At 43.8% G+C, this 16,743-nt stretch carries 11 protein-coding genes; 4 read left to right on the forward strand and 7 right to left on the reverse strand.

Going from position 1 to position 16,743, the window contains the following annotated elements; all coding sequences use genetic code 11:
- Positions 1 to 63: 63 nt before the first annotated feature.
- The 3 genes from AM1_RS31550 to AM1_RS31565 form a co-directional block, all read right to left on the reverse strand.
- Positions 64 to 957 (reverse strand): hypothetical protein, encoded by an 894-nt coding sequence (locus AM1_RS31550; protein WP_083776837.1) that lies wholly within the window; start codon positions 955 to 957, stop codon positions 64 to 66.
- Positions 860 to 2,386, reverse strand: a complete 1,527-nt coding sequence (locus tag AM1_RS31555) for a sigma-70 family RNA polymerase sigma factor (protein ID WP_012167154.1) — start codon at positions 2,384 to 2,386, stop codon at positions 860 to 862. Before AM1_RS31555 ends, AM1_RS31550 begins: the two co-directional genes overlap by 98 nt.
- Before the next feature lie 237 nt (positions 2,387 to 2,623).
- Positions 2,624 to 2,824, reverse strand: a complete 201-nt coding sequence (locus AM1_RS31565) for a hypothetical protein (protein WP_012167156.1) — start codon at positions 2,822 to 2,824, stop codon at positions 2,624 to 2,626.
- Positions 2,825 to 2,952: 128 nt separating this feature from the next.
- Between AM1_RS31565 and AM1_RS31570 the strand changes: the two genes are divergently transcribed.
- Positions 2,953 to 3,672, forward strand: coding sequence for a hypothetical protein (locus tag AM1_RS31570; protein WP_012167157.1), 720 nt, complete (start codon positions 2,953 to 2,955; stop codon positions 3,670 to 3,672).
- A 28-nt stretch (positions 3,673 to 3,700) separates the two neighbouring features.
- On the opposite strand, the gene AM1_RS43575 is transcribed toward AM1_RS31570, so the two are convergent.
- The 4 genes from AM1_RS43575 to AM1_RS31590 form a co-directional block, all read right to left on the reverse strand.
- Positions 3,701 to 3,940, reverse strand: coding sequence for a hypothetical protein (locus AM1_RS43575; protein WP_238549338.1), 240 nt, complete (start codon positions 3,938 to 3,940; stop codon positions 3,701 to 3,703).
- Positions 3,941 to 4,205: 265 nt separating this feature from the next.
- Entirely contained in the window at positions 4,206 to 5,936 is a 1,731-nt protein-coding gene (locus AM1_RS31580; protein WP_012167159.1) for a 5'-methylthioadenosine/S-adenosylhomocysteine nucleosidase family protein, read from the reverse strand.
- Between the two features lie 352 nt (positions 5,937 to 6,288).
- Positions 6,289 to 10,035, reverse strand: coding sequence for a plasmid replication protein, CyRepA1 family (locus tag AM1_RS31585; protein WP_012167160.1), 3,747 nt, complete (start codon positions 10,033 to 10,035; stop codon positions 6,289 to 6,291).
- Between the two features lie 527 nt (positions 10,036 to 10,562).
- Positions 10,563 to 11,828: a sigma-70 family RNA polymerase sigma factor gene (locus AM1_RS31590; protein ID WP_012167161.1), complete on the reverse strand. Its 1,266-nt coding sequence runs from the start codon at positions 11,826 to 11,828 to the stop codon at positions 10,563 to 10,565.
- A gap of 769 nt (positions 11,829 to 12,597) precedes the next feature.
- On the opposite strand from AM1_RS31590, the gene AM1_RS41585 reads away from it, so the two are divergent.
- The 3 genes from AM1_RS41585 to AM1_RS31605 all read left to right on the forward strand — a co-directional run bounded on the left by AM1_RS41585 (position 12,598) and on the right by AM1_RS31605 (position 16,578).
- Positions 12,598 to 12,879, forward strand: a complete 282-nt coding sequence (locus AM1_RS41585; protein WP_071820012.1) for a hypothetical protein — start codon at positions 12,598 to 12,600, stop codon at positions 12,877 to 12,879.
- 622 nt (positions 12,880 to 13,501) lie between these two features.
- Entirely contained in the window at positions 13,502 to 14,866 is a 1,365-nt protein-coding gene (locus AM1_RS31600; RefSeq protein ID WP_012167164.1) for an ATP-binding protein, read from the forward strand.
- On the forward strand, positions 14,866 to 16,578 hold the full coding sequence (locus AM1_RS31605; protein WP_083776839.1) for a protein kinase domain-containing protein: 1,713 nt from the start codon (positions 14,866 to 14,868) through the stop codon (positions 16,576 to 16,578). The genes AM1_RS31600 and AM1_RS31605 overlap by 1 nt, the downstream gene beginning before the upstream one ends.
- The last annotated feature ends 165 nt before the right edge of the window (positions 16,579 to 16,743 follow it).

Below are 16,743 nucleotides of genomic sequence, written 5' to 3' on the forward strand. Positions count from 1 at the left end.
TGCGGTGTAGTTGTTTGAGAGTGAAAGCATAATCTCTTTTTTGCAGTTTGCAGATTGAAAAAATTACCGACTTACGCCGCCATGGCCTAACAAGTCGTCATAGGTCTTCTGAGGTAAATGTGAATACTTCAATGCCTTTTCGACTGATGCCCCTCGTCTTAGGTATCGGGCCGCTGACTGAGCTTGCCAGTAGAGTTTGTGATTGCGGTTTATCTGTCGCAATCCTCTAGCCCGGTGCAATCCCCTAATCAGGTAATTGGCTAAGGCCTTGTTGTCCAACGTCGATCGGTCAATCAGGATCCGTCCCGTGGTTGAGACCTTGGCGACTCGCCGAACCAGCTTCGGAGATTGTCTAATCTGAACAGGCCTAGGGGCCTTAGCACTGGGATCTGATACCTTCACAGGAAAACTAGACCGGGGGCTGGAAGGCTTGGGGGGCTTAACCGAGAGAGTCACCGGCTTATTAATCGGTGCGTTTTCCTGGCCTGAATGAACGACTTCCAAGCGAGGGAACTGCTGAAACCCCTTATTGACCGGTGGGGCAGTTGCCACTAAAGGCTGGGCTGGCCCCGCTGTGTACATGGTCAGGATGTTATCAGGGGCCTCGCCGACCCGAGTAATCCGGTAACGCAGAGATTTAGTGCCCAATGGTCCCGAGACCTTCAACACCAAAGAGGCCGATTTTGCGGTACTGCCTTTCACCCATCGGAGGACTAGTTGATCTCTCTCTGCCTGAGAGGGAGCTAAGGCCCTGAACTCCGTATGGTCACTTGAACGGGCCTCTAGAACCGTGTAGCCGGTTTCACTGAGATCAAGAAAGTGATCCGTTTCCCCGGACACTTCTAGATTCTGTGCCTTATTAAAGGCCTCGCCGATCACCAAAGAGGCAGGGTTCGCTAGTCCGGGTAATGCGGTTAATGCCACTAGGCCTAAAGTCGATAATGTTGTTTTGAACATAGGTTGAGTACCTGTCTAATTTTTTGGATGGCTGGGAAGAACGGATCCGTCCTTCCTTTGTGGTTGGCCCTCTTACGCTGTCCCTTCGGAGGACATGAAAAAGCCCGGTGGCATAGTGTACGGCTCCCTTTAAGAAACCAAAGGCGAAGGGTAAAACCCCAGAAAAACCAGGCAGGGAAGAGAGGATCCGTTCTTCCTTGGTGGGGTCTGAAGTGGGCATATCTGCAGATCGGCCCTCGAAAACGGTCTCTAAATCCAGACCGAGACCTGGCCGATTTATGCCTGTTTCACTCTGCTTAAGCAGGGGGCAATCTACCAGAGCATCAACCATCGACTGAACCGGCGTAACAACGGCTTGAATGGCTCGACCAATCCGACCGCCCAGCCGTACAGCATCCACACGAGGCAATATTGGAAAGACCCGTCTAACAACTACTTCAGGGATTGCCAGGACTTCGGGGGTCTCTACGCTGGTATCGCCTGCTAAGAATTCGTGGACAGTACTTTTGGCTTTTTTGATGAACTGACGGACTCTCTCAGGTCCTACACCGTGTCTTTCACCAATCTCCTTAGCGCTGTACCCTTCAATCCGACTGGTCACTGCATCAACATGCTTGGACTCTAGACGCCCGCTCTCTTCTAAGGCTTGAAGAATATCAGCCTGTTCTGTGGATAGAGCATAGGCCCAAGGATCGCAGCTGTGATCAACTAATGCGCTCTCATATTGGATGGTGGAATCTTCATCAATCAAGCCACTGAGGCTTAGGGATTGGGTAAAGTTCTTTGCCATCAGGGCATTTAAGACCGTTTGCACCGTTAAATTGCTTTGTTCTGCAATCTCTTCGACGCTGGGTTCCCGACCCAAGGCATTAGTCAAAAATGCTGCCGCCTCATTAACAGCGGATACATTACGGGACACTTCCCGACTGATGCCCGCTTCACTGCAATACCTCTTTTGAATCTCAGTCCGCAGAACCCAACTGAAATAGGTAATAAAACGATGTCCTTTGGACTCGTCGTACTTCTTTGCTGCAATGTCTACCGCCGCCTCACCAGAACAGACTAAGGCTTGACGGTCTATGCTCCGGTCATAACGCTGGGATGCAGTGACGATAAACCCTTTATATTCCTTGATTAACTGGCGTAATGCCCGAGGATTGCCGACTCTAACTTTTTGGATTAGATCTAGTTCCTGATCGAAGGTTAATCGGCTATCTGATTTTGGTTCTTGCGTAAATCTGCCTATCATATCCATGAGCCTTGAATTGGTAGTAGGTTTGAGGCTTTCAGGCTTTGGCGGTGTCGAGATCGTCGAGGCCTGTTTTTGTTCGGTAGGTTCTTCCTTGATCTCCATTGAAGAAACATAGGCAGAATGGCCCTTAAGGTGCAAATTTGCCTTAATGGTGAGGGTTTCAGCGATCGACGACACCGTGATCTAGGAAGTCATCAAAGGTCTTTTGAGGCAGTCGGGACCAGCGCAACAATTTCTCAATGGATACGCCGCTTTTGAGGTGGCGGGATTGGCGAGGGCCGACGTGGATGTGATCGCCAACAGTCCCAGTGACATTAATGTGGTTTTGATCATTTTCTATGTGGCCGATGAGCTACATAGGAAGGGTAGGCAGAATGGCCCTTGAGGTGCAAATTTGCCTTAACGGTAGGGGTTTCAGCGATCGATGCCACCGTGATCTAGGAAGTCCTTCAATGTTGTTTTTGGCAGTCGGGACCAGTGCAACATTGTTTCATCCTCATATCTTGCCAGGGTTAATGCCTGAGTCTTCCGCTCAATCCGCTCCACCAAGCCCTGCTTAAGGGCCTGTTTTGCTGCTCTAATTTGACTTTGCTTAAAAGGAGTAAATTTATCCAAAGATTTGACAACCGTGAAGATAGTCCATTTCGATTTCAACTCTTTTATGAATTAAGAAAAAATAATCATTTCTAATAAAACAAACTGAGATTCAATAATAGGATCAATGAGACATAAAAATTTATGCAATGAATGGAATTATTACAGCACTAATAGGTGCTCTTATTGGTGGAGCAATAGGTTTTTATACATCACTTTACATGAAGTACTTAGAGAAAAAGGAATTTATTCTACGGAATTATATTAATCACTTAAAAATCGCTAATGAAGAATTATTTATCAGAATCAATGTATTGCTGAATCTGAGGCAAAGCAGAAAGCTAGAAATTATTGACATTTCTAGCTTCCAAGAATTAGAAGATAAAAATACTGAATGGTATAACGAAGAAGGTGCATTTTTTGGCACCACAGCCTACTTTTTATGTTGGTTATTTTTTTCTATAGATCTTATAAAAAGAGAGATACCACATTTCAAGCTAAGGAAAGTCAAATCAAATATAGTAATGAATTCTCTCTTTGATTTACAACATGTTTTTTTAAAAGATTTTGGAATATATTATGCCATTCAAATGAGCATAGGTCGTGAGATGGAAAACCCAGATGGACGGGTAATTAGCTACAGACAATTTGTCGAGAAGCTCCAAGACTATAATTCACGAATATGGTTCAAACGCATAGTTTGTTTCATCCTTGATTTCAAAAATGGAAACAGATTTAGGCAATTTCAAGAAATCTATAAATATTCCTATGAGTTAGCAAAAGTTCTTGACGCGATTACAGAATCTGAAGGAACACTTGATTCCAGGCTCTCAAAAGAATCATTGCCTTTATTTGGGACTAAATTTTAGGTTATTCGTATTGACATCTCTATTTCTATCACCCCCAGATCCGAGCCACACTCTCTCGTCCCAGATACACTCCCACCATCTCCTCAATCCGCTCAATAGTTTCCCCTGGCCGCAGACTCAATACCTGCAACACATCAAACGTGTCCTCCAGTTCCAGCGCGCACTCAAAGCAGAACTCAGGACTTGCAAACGGAATTCTGATGAATGGCTTCCCAGTCCCTTCCACGGTAATCCAGTATTGCCCTGAATTGCTTCGGGAAACGGTCAAGTACTCAAGCTGGCCCTCTAGCTTGATTGGCTGGATAAGATTCTGTTGACTGCGCTCAAGGCGTAGAATTTGGACTCAAAGGCTCTGGATACTCTGGGATGTCGGGCTCTGCTTGTAGTTTGCCGAGCTGAAAAAGCTCATTTCTGTTGACTGGAGCTGTTAAAATTGTTGCAATACTAACAGCTCCAGTCAACAGAAAACGATGGTTTATTTTGCCGTAGAAATATAAACCAAAATCTCCTAATTTTAATCCATACCAACATCTTCAGGAATCAGCTCTGATATCTTTTAAATCTATTTGAATTTTTTCAAGTAAGAGTTTTTGATCAATAAACTTATCTAGGCCATAAGGCAAAGTTGGTCCAAAATGTCCTAAATCTGGAATAGAATAACCTCGGAATGTAGACATAAGAATAACTTCACTATATGAAAAACTAAGTGAATCATCTACATAGGAAGGGCTTCTCGAAAATAGTTCTTTATATAAATCTCTCGTAAATATTTTTTTAACCCCTATTTCCTTAGAATCTAGTAACAGGTCTTCTAGCAGGCGAATAGCATTTTTTTCTACAAGGCAAATTTTGCGCTCTGTGAGTTCTTCTACAGAAATGCCCCAGCGTTCTGATATTTCGCTAGCTGAGTAGCAACTCCTGTAATTCCATTCACGTTTAGCTGAATAATATTCAGCATAGAGCGAGTAAAATAATGCGCTGGCATAAAGCTCAACACGTTTGAGAGAAGTAATTTCCTCTTCAACTTCTTGAAGTATGGGCGGTAACTCTTCAATATCAATAACAACTAAATTTTCCTTTTTCCCTAACAATAAAGAAAATTTAGACTTATTTTTAATCAAATAATCTACAAGATCTTCAGGAATTTCAACAGTAACTTTTACACTGCCTTCTTCTACATCTTCTATAGAAATCTTTTTGACATCCACTCCCAAAAAACCAGCAAGGGTATACTTGAGTTTCTCATCACATTGCAATTCTAAGAATTTTTCTAACTCTAGATCAAGAGTTATCCTAACTTTTTTTTTCATGGATTGATTTGATGCTAGATTCTCTATGTTTGCTGAGCTTGTTAATTGGAAGATGGAACCCAAGATCCCTGTCTTAATCAGGGAATAAGTAAATGCTGCCGCAGCATTACACGCATACTCTGTCCATTCAGAACTACGCTTATAACCTACAATATCACTCAAAGACCGTATAGCAAGGACAGGATATATTCGTTCTCCCCTCCAAGCTGCTCTATAAACTCCACCTAGCTCCATTTCTACGTTTGAAACAGAACGAGCACAATCTTGCCACTGCTGAATAATATCAATATTTTTCACGAGAAAGTTACTACTAGCTGTAGGAGCTACTCGATAGATTGGTTGACGTTTTGTCGATGTATCACAAAAATGATGTCTAATTGATTCATGAACTTTTTCTTTCCATTCAAGATCACCATAGTATGCATTATCGTTAATATCTTCCGGAACATTAACAACAGGCATCTCTTGAGAAATAGAGGTTACTGAATTCCATTCTCCAAGTTGATTCTTGTATGCTGATATAACTTCAAGAATCCTACTGACACTAGGGTGTATCGGCCCTCCACTAGTATTATTTTCTATAGATCTATCTGGATTTATTGCAGAAACAGAGAAGTCATAAAGGCGACTTGCCAGAATTATGTCACCCAAAGTGTATTCTATTGCTGGAACACCCCCCGCGATACCCACTAAAACTAGTAATTTTGGCTTTATATCTTCAATCAGATCATTTGTAATCTGTTGCGCTGCACCCTGACCTTGCTCTAGGCAGCGAGTAAGGACAATACTATATTCACATCCACCAGGAGTAGAGACCTGGCTAAAAATATATATATGTCTACCTCCAGCTACACCAGTCCAGGATTCAAATCGACAGAGAACTGCATCAAACTCTTCTTGCTTAATTGTAATAATGGCAAAATCAACATTGTTCTTAATAGATTCAATCTTCATAAATTACTGTAACCATCAAGCTTAAGGTTTGCCCAATTTTGATTTAATTTATCTCAGCCTAAAAAATCAAAATGGGATCATTGAAGCATTATTTCCTGATAGAGATCATACAGCTTATTGTGACTGACAAACTCTGATATTTCACTTCAAACCGCAGACAAAGCTATTTAAAAGACAAAAAATGGATTCGAACAAGTATCTGTAGATCTATCTTTTAGTTAACACCCAAAAACATAAATAGTACTGCCAAGGTACAAGCGATCTAGCCTCTAAACATATAAGCTAGAGGTCAATTCAAATAAGCACAGAATTAAAAATTGAACTTTAAATCAAGGTCAAATACATCGGATTTTCAACCCGTTTTCTCGGTAGAGTCCAAAGGGGAACCATCATCACCCCCCTCAAGCTGCCCGAGTTCCTGATCATTTCCCTGACCAAATCCATCAATTTCAGATCGCTTATCAATTTCTGTAATTAGATCGTCCTCTTTCTTACAGATTTCACAACTTGGTCTATTTTTCTCCAATCTCTGATTCCATTTCGCCTGAAATGCCTTCAGCATCTGGTCTTTGTACGCTTCATTACCTGAATAGCGAATCACATACAGACTCACGGATTCCTCACTGCCCACCTTCACCAGCTCATGGGCCACTCTCTTGATTAACTTGTTGACGATGGCAACGGCACTCTGCCCTTCACTGATGACATTCCTGAAGTGGCGATAGATTTGATAGCGATATTCCAACGCCTTCACCTTAATATCTTCCAACCGCTGATCATCCTCCGTCATCACCATGATTTCCATCCGCATCCGGGCCTCCACCTGCTCATATCGGGCCTGGGTAAACGCCTGAGACTGCTGCTCAATGGCCTCCACCAAACCCTGCTTCTGACCCTTGAGGGTCTGCTTCTGCTGTTCCAACTGCTCCAGTTCCCCCTTCAGCGTTGCCTTCCTGGGATGGGCCTTTCTGCCTAACGCCGTCAATTTGGCTTGAATGACCTTCTGCTCCTGAATGATTTCCCTGATCTGCCCAGCTAATCCCTTGACTTCCAATCTCAAAGACTGTCGTTGACGCTGCACCTGGCGACCCTTTTCCAACGCTTTGTCGTAGGCTTCATAATCAGCGCTGGTGACATTGTAGGTATCCACTAAATCAAATACCCCCAAGTCACGAAGTAACTGTACCTGGATGCGATTATTGGTTAACCGATGAGTCAACACGAACTGACTATTGAGCTGTTTCATAAAATTCCTCCGGTCTAATTCCTCAGCAACTTCAGGGTGAAAGCTCATCCAATGCAACTTTGTGGCACTCTTGAGCCGTCCTCGATGCTCGACACAGACTTGATGAATGAATTCATCCGTGAGGTCCACACCAGGCAATTCATCTTGCAGCAAGACCTTCTTGGCATCCAACGTATCTTTATAGGTGGCAGAAGAACTCCCCATCACTCGGATGGCCTGCTCCACCGTGAACCGTTCCCCATCAGCCGTTCCCAGCATCACGGCTGTCTCTCGCTCCATCTGCTTCCGCACTTTACTGAAGGACTCGACGATATCGGCATTGCGCTCTCTCAGCTCCTCCATCTCAATCGAATGTCCATGATCTTTCAACAACAGCATCAAGGACTCTCTGAGGGCTAACAGTGACGCAATGGAGCGGGTCTGATACCGAGCAAAGCTGACGTTGTGACAGTTATTGGGATTCTGCTGATATGCCTTCAGTGCTGCTAACTGCTGAGCCGTTTCCGGGGATTGGTCATGAATGAGCTGCTGTTCTAAATCAATGGAGGCCGCAACGTCTTGTCCATACTTGGACTGAAGCATGATGACCTGTTCCACGGACTTAATCGAAGGGATATCTGGGATATGGGCCTTCCTCGTCACATAGATTTCACGAGTGACTTTTGCTCTGTATCTCCAGAGCTGCTGATAGACACTGCGGGCATGGTTGGATGAGGCATAGCAGAACACTCGACTGAAATAGGGAATCAATCGGGGTTCATCAATACTGACCCCACTCTCGGCTGTAGGGCTGAGGAATAGTGCCGTGGGTCGATAGTCTTCGACAAACTGAGTGGGATTGGCCTGAAAGGTTTTGTTCTCTGGTCGTTCTGAGGTCTTCCTGTCATGGCGCAAAATGCCCTTGGCAAACTCAGGGTTCATTTCTGCGATGATTCGCTCAAGCTTCTCTAGGAATTCTTGCGATGTGGCGACGACAATAAACTTTTCATCAGCAGCTACGGCATTTAGGATTCTCTCTAGAAACTGAGAGGTCTGTCCTGAGAACACCTTCGTGGGAAAGTTATCGTCAGGCTTATATTCATTGACGATAATCTTAGTGTTGTACTTCCCGCCTGTGATGCCCTTGATATAGTCAATGGGAATTTGAGACAGGGAATCTTCCAAGAGAATGATATTGCCTTGGGTTTCTAAGACCCGGTTTGCGATCGCATGGAAATGCTCCAAGATCTGATTCTGCCGATCCCCCAAGGTTTGACCACTGAGGACATGGAATAAAGCAGCATCGGCTTCATCGAGGATGATGCAGCTATCAGGTTCAATATCATCAAGTTCTATCTTGAGTAGGCTATCGAAGCAAAGGAGAATAGACCGTTCAGACCGAAAGCCCATGCTGATATTGCCCTGGTATTCCTTATTGAGTCGGAATAGGTGAATCAGCTTGTAGAGGGTATTGCCGTTGGCGTCAGTCTCGGTGAATCGGTCCTCGGTATTAAACAGCAGGTTATTCCGGTAACCGGGCATAATCACCTGGCCCTTGACCTGGCCCACCAGGGACTTCAGCATCTCCGTCTTGCCAGTGCCACACATGGAAGCAATGGCGACCACTGACCCCGGATCAATGGTGCCTAGATCTGAGAGTTCGATGTAGCGCTTGTTGATAACCGTTGTGGCTTTATCCGATAGACCATTGAGCTTTAGAAAGAGCTGACCCAACTCATATTCCAGACCCAAGCTATTGAAAAACCAAGTGGGCTTGAATACGATTTGGGCCAATTCCACTTGAGTGAGTTCATCGATATCGCAGGAATTCTCCTTGTAGGTCTGCCCCCACCAGGCCACTTCCACGGCATAGCCCCATTCTTCTAGTAAGCGAATGACTCGCTGATATTGGTGAAAGACATTGAGGTTCCGCACGGCACCCGCATCAGGATAGAGGGTGATGATCGGGGTCTGTTCAGCAGATTTCGATAAGACGGTCAGAGTTTCTCGTAAGGTTTCAGGCGATGAGGCCCAGAGTCCCCCCGCTGCGCCAATCGTGGGGAGCTGCAATCGTTGAGACAAGAGATAGGGCTTGACCCCCGTTCCTTCAACGAGGGCTATCCGAGAGTAGGGACCAAAGGACTTGTAGACGGCTAAGGGAATTTCACCGTTGACATGAGGACCATTGCCGTTAGGATTGCGGCGGGTAAAACTGGACAACCAGATGTAGCGGTTGTCAGTATCAACATTCCGCTTTCTGAGCTGCAACGCTGTTATTTGACCGTGGACGTTGTAGAGAGGCCAGAGATAGCCCCCCTGTGAATTGAGGAAGCCATCGGGGAGAACACCGGGCAAGTCCAAAGAAAAGTCTTTGACTCGCTGAAATTGACCCACGGAGAAGGCTTGGAAGCCATTGATTTCAGCCTGGGACATGCACCGCCGAACCAAGTCCCCCTGATCCATTGAGCAGAGAGAAAGATCCGAGAGGAGTTGTCGATATTGCTGATCGCGGAGTTCAATAGGCAGCTCTCTGGCAATTCGCTGTTGCCGTTTTTCTTCCGCTTGCTTTTCCCTTAAGGCTTTGCGGGTTTCCCAATCGATGGCGTTGAAATCCTCGCCCGTGTGGGGTGCCCAGATGCCCCAGAGATAGTTCTTGGTGAGTTTGCGGAATTTGTAGCCGTTGACGGTGCCAATGTCCTGAGTCTCGGACATGCAGAGAACGATGTCGCCACCGCCTCGGCAACGGCCATCGTGGGAGTCACAGACGGGGCAGTGATTTGCTCCTCGGAAGGGGACGAGCTTTGATGGGGTTCTTCCCGGTGTACCAAAGCCAAGTTGAGGTGGATTCAGAGTGAGTGAGGCCGTGGAGGTCATGGGCGACCTCCTTGATGCAGGGGTATATGAGTTGATTCCCGAACGTTTTGTGGTTCGGTAAATAAAAATATAGAAAGCATAAAAAGACCCTCTATCGGTTGTCGGTAGCGAGATAGAGAGGTGTAGCTAGGTTAATTTAAATTAAAGAAATCTTGCCAGCACAAAGTCGGCTGCTCTAAAATAAGAACACACCACTCAGGGATGACTAACTATTTGCCTATCCAAAGCTTCTGTTAGTTCCCGCTCTATCTGAAAAATATGATTTTTCAATCTCCGCCCTAGCTATGTCCGTAGCTGGGGTTTTGAGACTTAAGGGTTTATTTCATCGCACCTCCCAAAGAAAAATACAGAGAAACTTAGTGAACCATACTACGCCCGAACCCTCAATAGGGAAAGGCTTTAAAACAAAAGATCATAAGGGTTTAGGGATCTCAGGCAGAATCGTTTGTGGACAGAAAACTTCTCCCCTCATCCTCGACTCAGACCTAGATGATTTGTTTTATCTCTTAGGCTGATTCCTATTGGTTTTAAGGAGTAATATTCGGCGGTCGCGGGTGTACTATTAGGTGTTTCATCCCAAGGAATTTAAAGATATTAGTTGCCATAGAATGCATCGTTGATCTCCTTGTATGGGTTATATAGTTTTCCTGAAATCCTCTGATAGCCAGATATACGAGCGCTAATGGCAGCAGAAATACACTTAGAATTTCTTGGCCGATTTCCAGATATCCTCCCCAAGCGTCTTGAATGCCTCCCAATCCACAGCATCGCTGATTCGTTGAGGAAGGTTGATACCCCGATTTAGGAGCAATCCTGTGATTGCTACACCGACAAAAAGCCAAAATAGGTTTCGCAACATTAGCTAGTCCTCCTAATTGACAGTTAAATTCCTCCTTTGTAGAGTTGAAAATCTGATTGAGGGCACGGCCAATCTTTCCACCTAGCCGTGGAGCATCAACACGTTTCATGACAGGTTTCTTAACTTCTTCGGGTTCTTTGGCTTGAAGTGGCTGAGGGAATCGAACCAAGCAAGCGCCGTAAGTGACTAGGTGTTTTAGATAGGCGAGGGCTTCTTTAAATAGCTGCCTGATCCTTTCACCTGAAAGGCCAAACATTCTTCCAATCGCACGATAACTGTGCCCATCCCTCCTGGCCCGAACGATTACGTTATATCGCTCGGGGAGCTGTGCTATATATTCCTTTTCGTCGATATTTTCCGCGTAATCCCACAGATCATCGTCACCCTCAACAAGATCAATCTGCTCTGCCTTAAGATTTTCGCCAACAGGGATATTTAGACTGGAGGTTTCAACCACTCTCGCTCTGTCCAAAGTGCTGGTAATGATTCGCTGGGAATATCCAGTTCGCTCTGAAAGTTCTTCTAGTGTTGGCTGACGCTCTAATTCCCACTCCAGTTTTTGTGATGCTTGCTTAATATCTTTTAAGTGTTTAGCAATTTCCTTGGATAGTCCCCGCTGATCGTTAAGAAACTGCTGAATTTCAGTTCTTATGACTTTCACAGCGTAACTGCTGAACTTGCAGCCCTTAGAAACGTCAAACTTTTCAATAGCGCGGGCTAAGCCCCAGTTCCCGGCAGTAACTAAATCGTTCCAGTCATCTAGTCCGCGATACCGATTTGCTTCCTTGAAGACCAATCGCTGATTCTTTCGTATAAAACGGTCTTCAGTCCTTCTATCCCCAGCCTGAGCGAGTAGAATCTGAGGGTACTGGACCTCGTTGCTAAACTGTTCGGATCTTTGGGTTTGTGGGTTGCGTGAAGTAGTGCCTATCATAGACTTAACCTCATGTATTCTTTACGGTTTCTGAGGTTGGTGGCTCTCTAGTTGTTTGACGGCGGTTAGAGAGCCACGTTGAGATTGATTTTTTACTTTTATCGAGAATAGTGTTTCAAGAGTTATGAGTTTCTGAGGTCAGTGGCTCTCTAGTTGTTTGACGGCGGTTAGAGAGCTAATTGAATTGTGGGTAATCTGGGTAGCAAGCTTCTAAATAATCGTTTGATGGGTGAGTTATGTCGTTGGAGTGAACTTGGGTATTTCCTTGGCTTACTCTGCTGGCTGTTGCCGATCCTGATCTTCGTTGGGTTTGGCTGGTGATCAAGGTGGTTGGCGTGGGAGAGCCAAGCCAGGATGAAGTTGAGTAATTGCTGTGAGATAGTTCTTTCCCAGTCTGCTTCAGTGCGTCGAATATTACTGAAATGCTTATGGGTAAAAGGAATTTGTGGGTTGAAGTAGATACTGCCTATCATTTAGCTATAAACCTCCTATTTAGGTTTATTTACTGCTCTCCTGGCTTGGCATAGCTGTGGGGAGCGATTTTTTTGAAACTTAAACCCTTAACTTAAGACTTGATTTCGGAATGAGCAGAAAATTCGACGTGTATATTATATACGGTATACGTTAATTTAGTTAGTTAGTTCAATATATTTACTTTAAGTATTTATATAGGTGGTTAATTGAAAAATAGCATATTTAGCTACTAAACAAAGGGTTTTAGAGAGAGAACTACAGAGGGGATTTGTCGTAAAATCTGAGGATTATTCACATGTGTGAACCTAAATTGATTACCTGGAACTTAAGACAAGTAATGGATGAGCATAAGATTCAGCCTGCTATTTTGGCTGAACATATGCAGACAACCCCAGTTGCGATATCGAGAATGAGGCGTCCTAAAATGCCAAGAATGGAGGAAGATAAGCTTAATCATTTACTAATTTGTTTAAACGCCTTACGAAAATCTGGGACACCACCGATAGGCATAGCAGATTTATTGGTCTTCACCTTTACTGTTGAGGAAGCAGCGAAAGCACGAATCAACGAATCGTGAATTGTCTTTAGAAGCTCATCCTCTGTGGGCAATCGCGGTAACAGGACTCTGATGGTTTTGGTTAGAGAATAACCAAAAAGAATGAATGGTCTACAACTGGTGCCAATTCGCTGCGTTTGTTTACCGTCGCTCTGAGAATATTGCGAATATGTTTGGGGCTGTGAATTTTGCTGAGCGGTCCAGCCCAAGAACAAGACTTTGATTAGACCCAAGACTTGCTTTAGAAAGGTGGTTTGTGTACTTAGGTCGATTCTACCTATCATTTTCATATAAACCTCCTTGTTAGGTTTATCTATTGCTCTCTAATGGCTGTACCAAAGCCTTAGAGAGCTATTTTTGCTTCAGGTAGCTACTGCAATCGTGTAAACCTTGAGAGTTGATTCTTCAAGACTTACATGAGATCGACGTATGACTGAATAAAAGACAAGAATGTTTTCAGTTAAATAAATGTATGTATTTGATGTTTTATACCCCATATCTATAACGATTTCAAACCTTTGACATAAATTTGTGAAAATCAATGAACATATAGAGGAGTGAATGTCATAAATTTATAGATTTTATATAAATAAAGTGTAAAGTAGATTTAATTGGCCCTTTAAAGCGTTATTTTGGCCGAAAAATGGAATTTGAAAAAGCTAAAAGCTATATTAACGAGCTATCCCTCATTAAATGGGGAAAGAAGTTGGGTTTACCCGGTGAGATTGCTATTCAAGCAGCTTGGGAAGGTATTACGATTGCTCAAGCTATTAAGGATCACCCGTTAGGCGCATCAACGAGTGAAGGATATGTTTCTTGTCGAGTGGGGCCAGACCTTTGGAAACTACTATCTCAAGAACTGGGTATAGAGGTAAAAAAGAAGAACTTACGTCTCGTCTTTGAAGAACTAGATCAGCAGGGTATGTTTGCCACTACCACTAGCGATCCCACTCCAGAACAAGAAGGCACTAAAAAAACTTCACAGCAAATAGATAACACAACATCTATAACAACTGCCCTAGGTCACCACCCCCCAAAAGTCCCTCACTTTTACGGGAGAGATGAAGACTTTCTACAACTGTCTACCACACTAGCCCAGAACCGTTTTGTAGCCTTAATTGGTGCTGCAGGAATTGGTAAGAGCGCGTTGGCCTCTATCTACGTGCAGCGCATGAACTCAAAACCTCAACCTGATTTTAAGAAAATCATATGGATGTCGCTGCATCACGGACAGACAGTTAGTGGGCTAATGGAGTTTCACTTCAAGGAGTGTGAATTTACAGCTTTGATTCAAGAACTTAGCTGTCTATTTGTAATTGACTGTGGCCCTGTAGAGTTTGAGGAGGATAAAAATTTTCAGGCTATAGCTCAGCAATTCTGTGTTGGAAGACATCAAAGCACTCTGTTGATTCTTAGCCGCAACACTGTGAGATCTGTTCAACAATTAGCCAGAATTCAAAGACCAGCAGCAACAATCAAACTAAGTGGATTACCCGATAAAGATGCACTCCGAATTCTTAAGGAACAAGGGATTCAAGGTGAATCGGATTGCAAGAAATTAATCAAATCCTATCGGGGAAATCCTCAGCTCCTTCTACTAGCAGCAGAACGTATCAATCGATTTTGTGGTGGCAAGCTTGTTGAGTCCTTTATGCTGCATAAAACATCATTTGCCAGTGATTATGTCAGACGAGTGATTCAGGAATACAGAATGCAAGAACTGACACCGACTGAACAAAGAATACTAGATATATTGATCCAGTCAGACAATGATGCTCCCAGGTGGATTACGTTTAGTGAATTAATGATGGAACTATCTTCTGGTGGGGGTAATGCTTCAATGTCAGAGTTGATTGAAGTTTTAGAGAAGTGGGAAGGAATGTCATTGATTGAATCTGACAACGACCAGAACACTGGAGAAGCAACGTTTATGCTTCCCCCGACCACTCGCAAGGTACTCATGCGGAATACTCTGAACAGCCTTGTTTCATTTTCGCAGCCTGCATGATGAAATTTTGTATTAGCCCATGGTGTTCTCAGAGACAAAATCCAGACGAGGCCGAGATTTGTCAATCCTGCGGAACACCCCTGCTAATTAATGATCGGATTCGGTTGATTCGTCCTTTGCGGGAATTAGTGGATTTGATCCCCTCAGAGGTCTTTGAGGTAGAGGATATAACCGGGTCGTATGCAATTCCTCCTGGCCGACGAGTTCTCAAAACCCTGAGAACAGTGGATGCTAAACGAGTCGAAATGATGGAGCGGGAAGTCAGGGCGCTTCAGATGCTCAATCATCCAGGGATTCCAAAAGCGGACCTGGGTGATTTTTTTGAGTTTCAACCAAATTCGGGGTTCCCTTTGTACTGCATCCTGATGACCAAGCTAGAGGGTCAAGATCTGGATAAGTGGATTGAAGAGAATGGACGCATCTCTCAAGAAAAAGCCTTAGATTGGCTGAAGCAATTGTTTGAGCTGCTGCATGAGGTCCATGATTGCGGCTTCTTTCATCGGGACATCAAGCCATCGAATATCCTTCTCAAAGAAGATGGAACACTCGCTCTGATTGATTTTGGTGGTGTAAGAGAAGTCACAGATACCTACCTTGCTAAGCTTTCTGGAACCGGTGAACCCACTGGTTTTGACAAAGAGCATGAAATCACAATCGTACGCACTCCAATGTTTTCGCCGCCTGAACAGGTTAATGGTCGGGCTATCCCTCAATCAGACTTCTATGCAGTCGGTCGTACCTTTGTAGTGCTGGTGACTGGACTAGATTTATTCGATATCCCTCTAGATGACGATAACAAAAAATTGCTTTGGAGGAAGAAGGCACCTCATATCGATCCACCTCTGGCTGATTTTCTGGATAAGTTAATGAGTCTATCGCCTAAGCAACGGCCAAAAACAACGGGCGATATTTTAGATCAGCTCAATCAACTTCCCAAACGCATCCGTTGGCATCGTCGCGTTAAATCAGTACCATTTCGACTTAGCGCAATACTACTAACCATTCTGGTTGTAGTTGGCTTGTTTCAAGGTGGCAAGATCGGTCTTTCTAGATATTTTTTTAGAATGGCGGGTGAGAGTGAAGGGAGAAATGATTTAGAGGCCGCCAAACAAAACTATAAACTCGCCGTTCAATTTGATCCAGGTGATTATGCAGCCTACAACAACTTGGCGGCAGTCTGTCAACTATTGAAAAAATACCCCTGTGCGATTGAAAATTACAAAAAAGCCCTCCAACTTAAACCGAATAATGAAGTCGTTTTTTATAACATAGCGAGTATTTATGATGATGCTCAAGACTTCACGGAGGCGCGTTTCTATTATCAGAAATCAATTGAGGCTAGCCAGGGAAAATTTGTCGCTGCTATTAACAACGTGGCAAGGTTAGATATTCTAGACGATCAACCACGAAAAGCTGTAAAAAGTATTTCTCCAGCACTCAAAAAAGTCGAGAATATTCGGACTAAAGCATCCTTGTACAAAAACCTAGGATGGGCATATTTCCAACTGGAACAATATAAGAAATCCGTCGTCAACTTAGAAAAAAGCGTTGAAATAGAGGCAAATGAAGCCAGCACCCAATGTCTACTCGCTAAAGCTAAGAACCAATTGAATTTGCCATCTAAATCGAATTTACAATTGTGCTTGTTCTTAAGTTCTGAATTACCAGAAGTTTGGACATGGAAACAGGAATTTGTTGATCGACTGGAATGATAAAACTAAATATAGTAAGATATCTTAAAAATTTATTTTAGAAAAAATTTTTATATTAAATGTACTCATTCAAAAAAGTCTTTTTAGCGTTGTTCGTATTATTCTCTTTTTGTAGAATATCTGAGACTGCTTACGCTGAAACTGGGGAAACTCCGTCCCAGGCTA

The organism is Acaryochloris marina MBIC11017 (genome assembly GCF_000018105.1).
Taxonomy (GTDB): domain Bacteria; phylum Cyanobacteriota; class Cyanobacteriia; order Thermosynechococcales; family Thermosynechococcaceae; genus Acaryochloris; species Acaryochloris marina.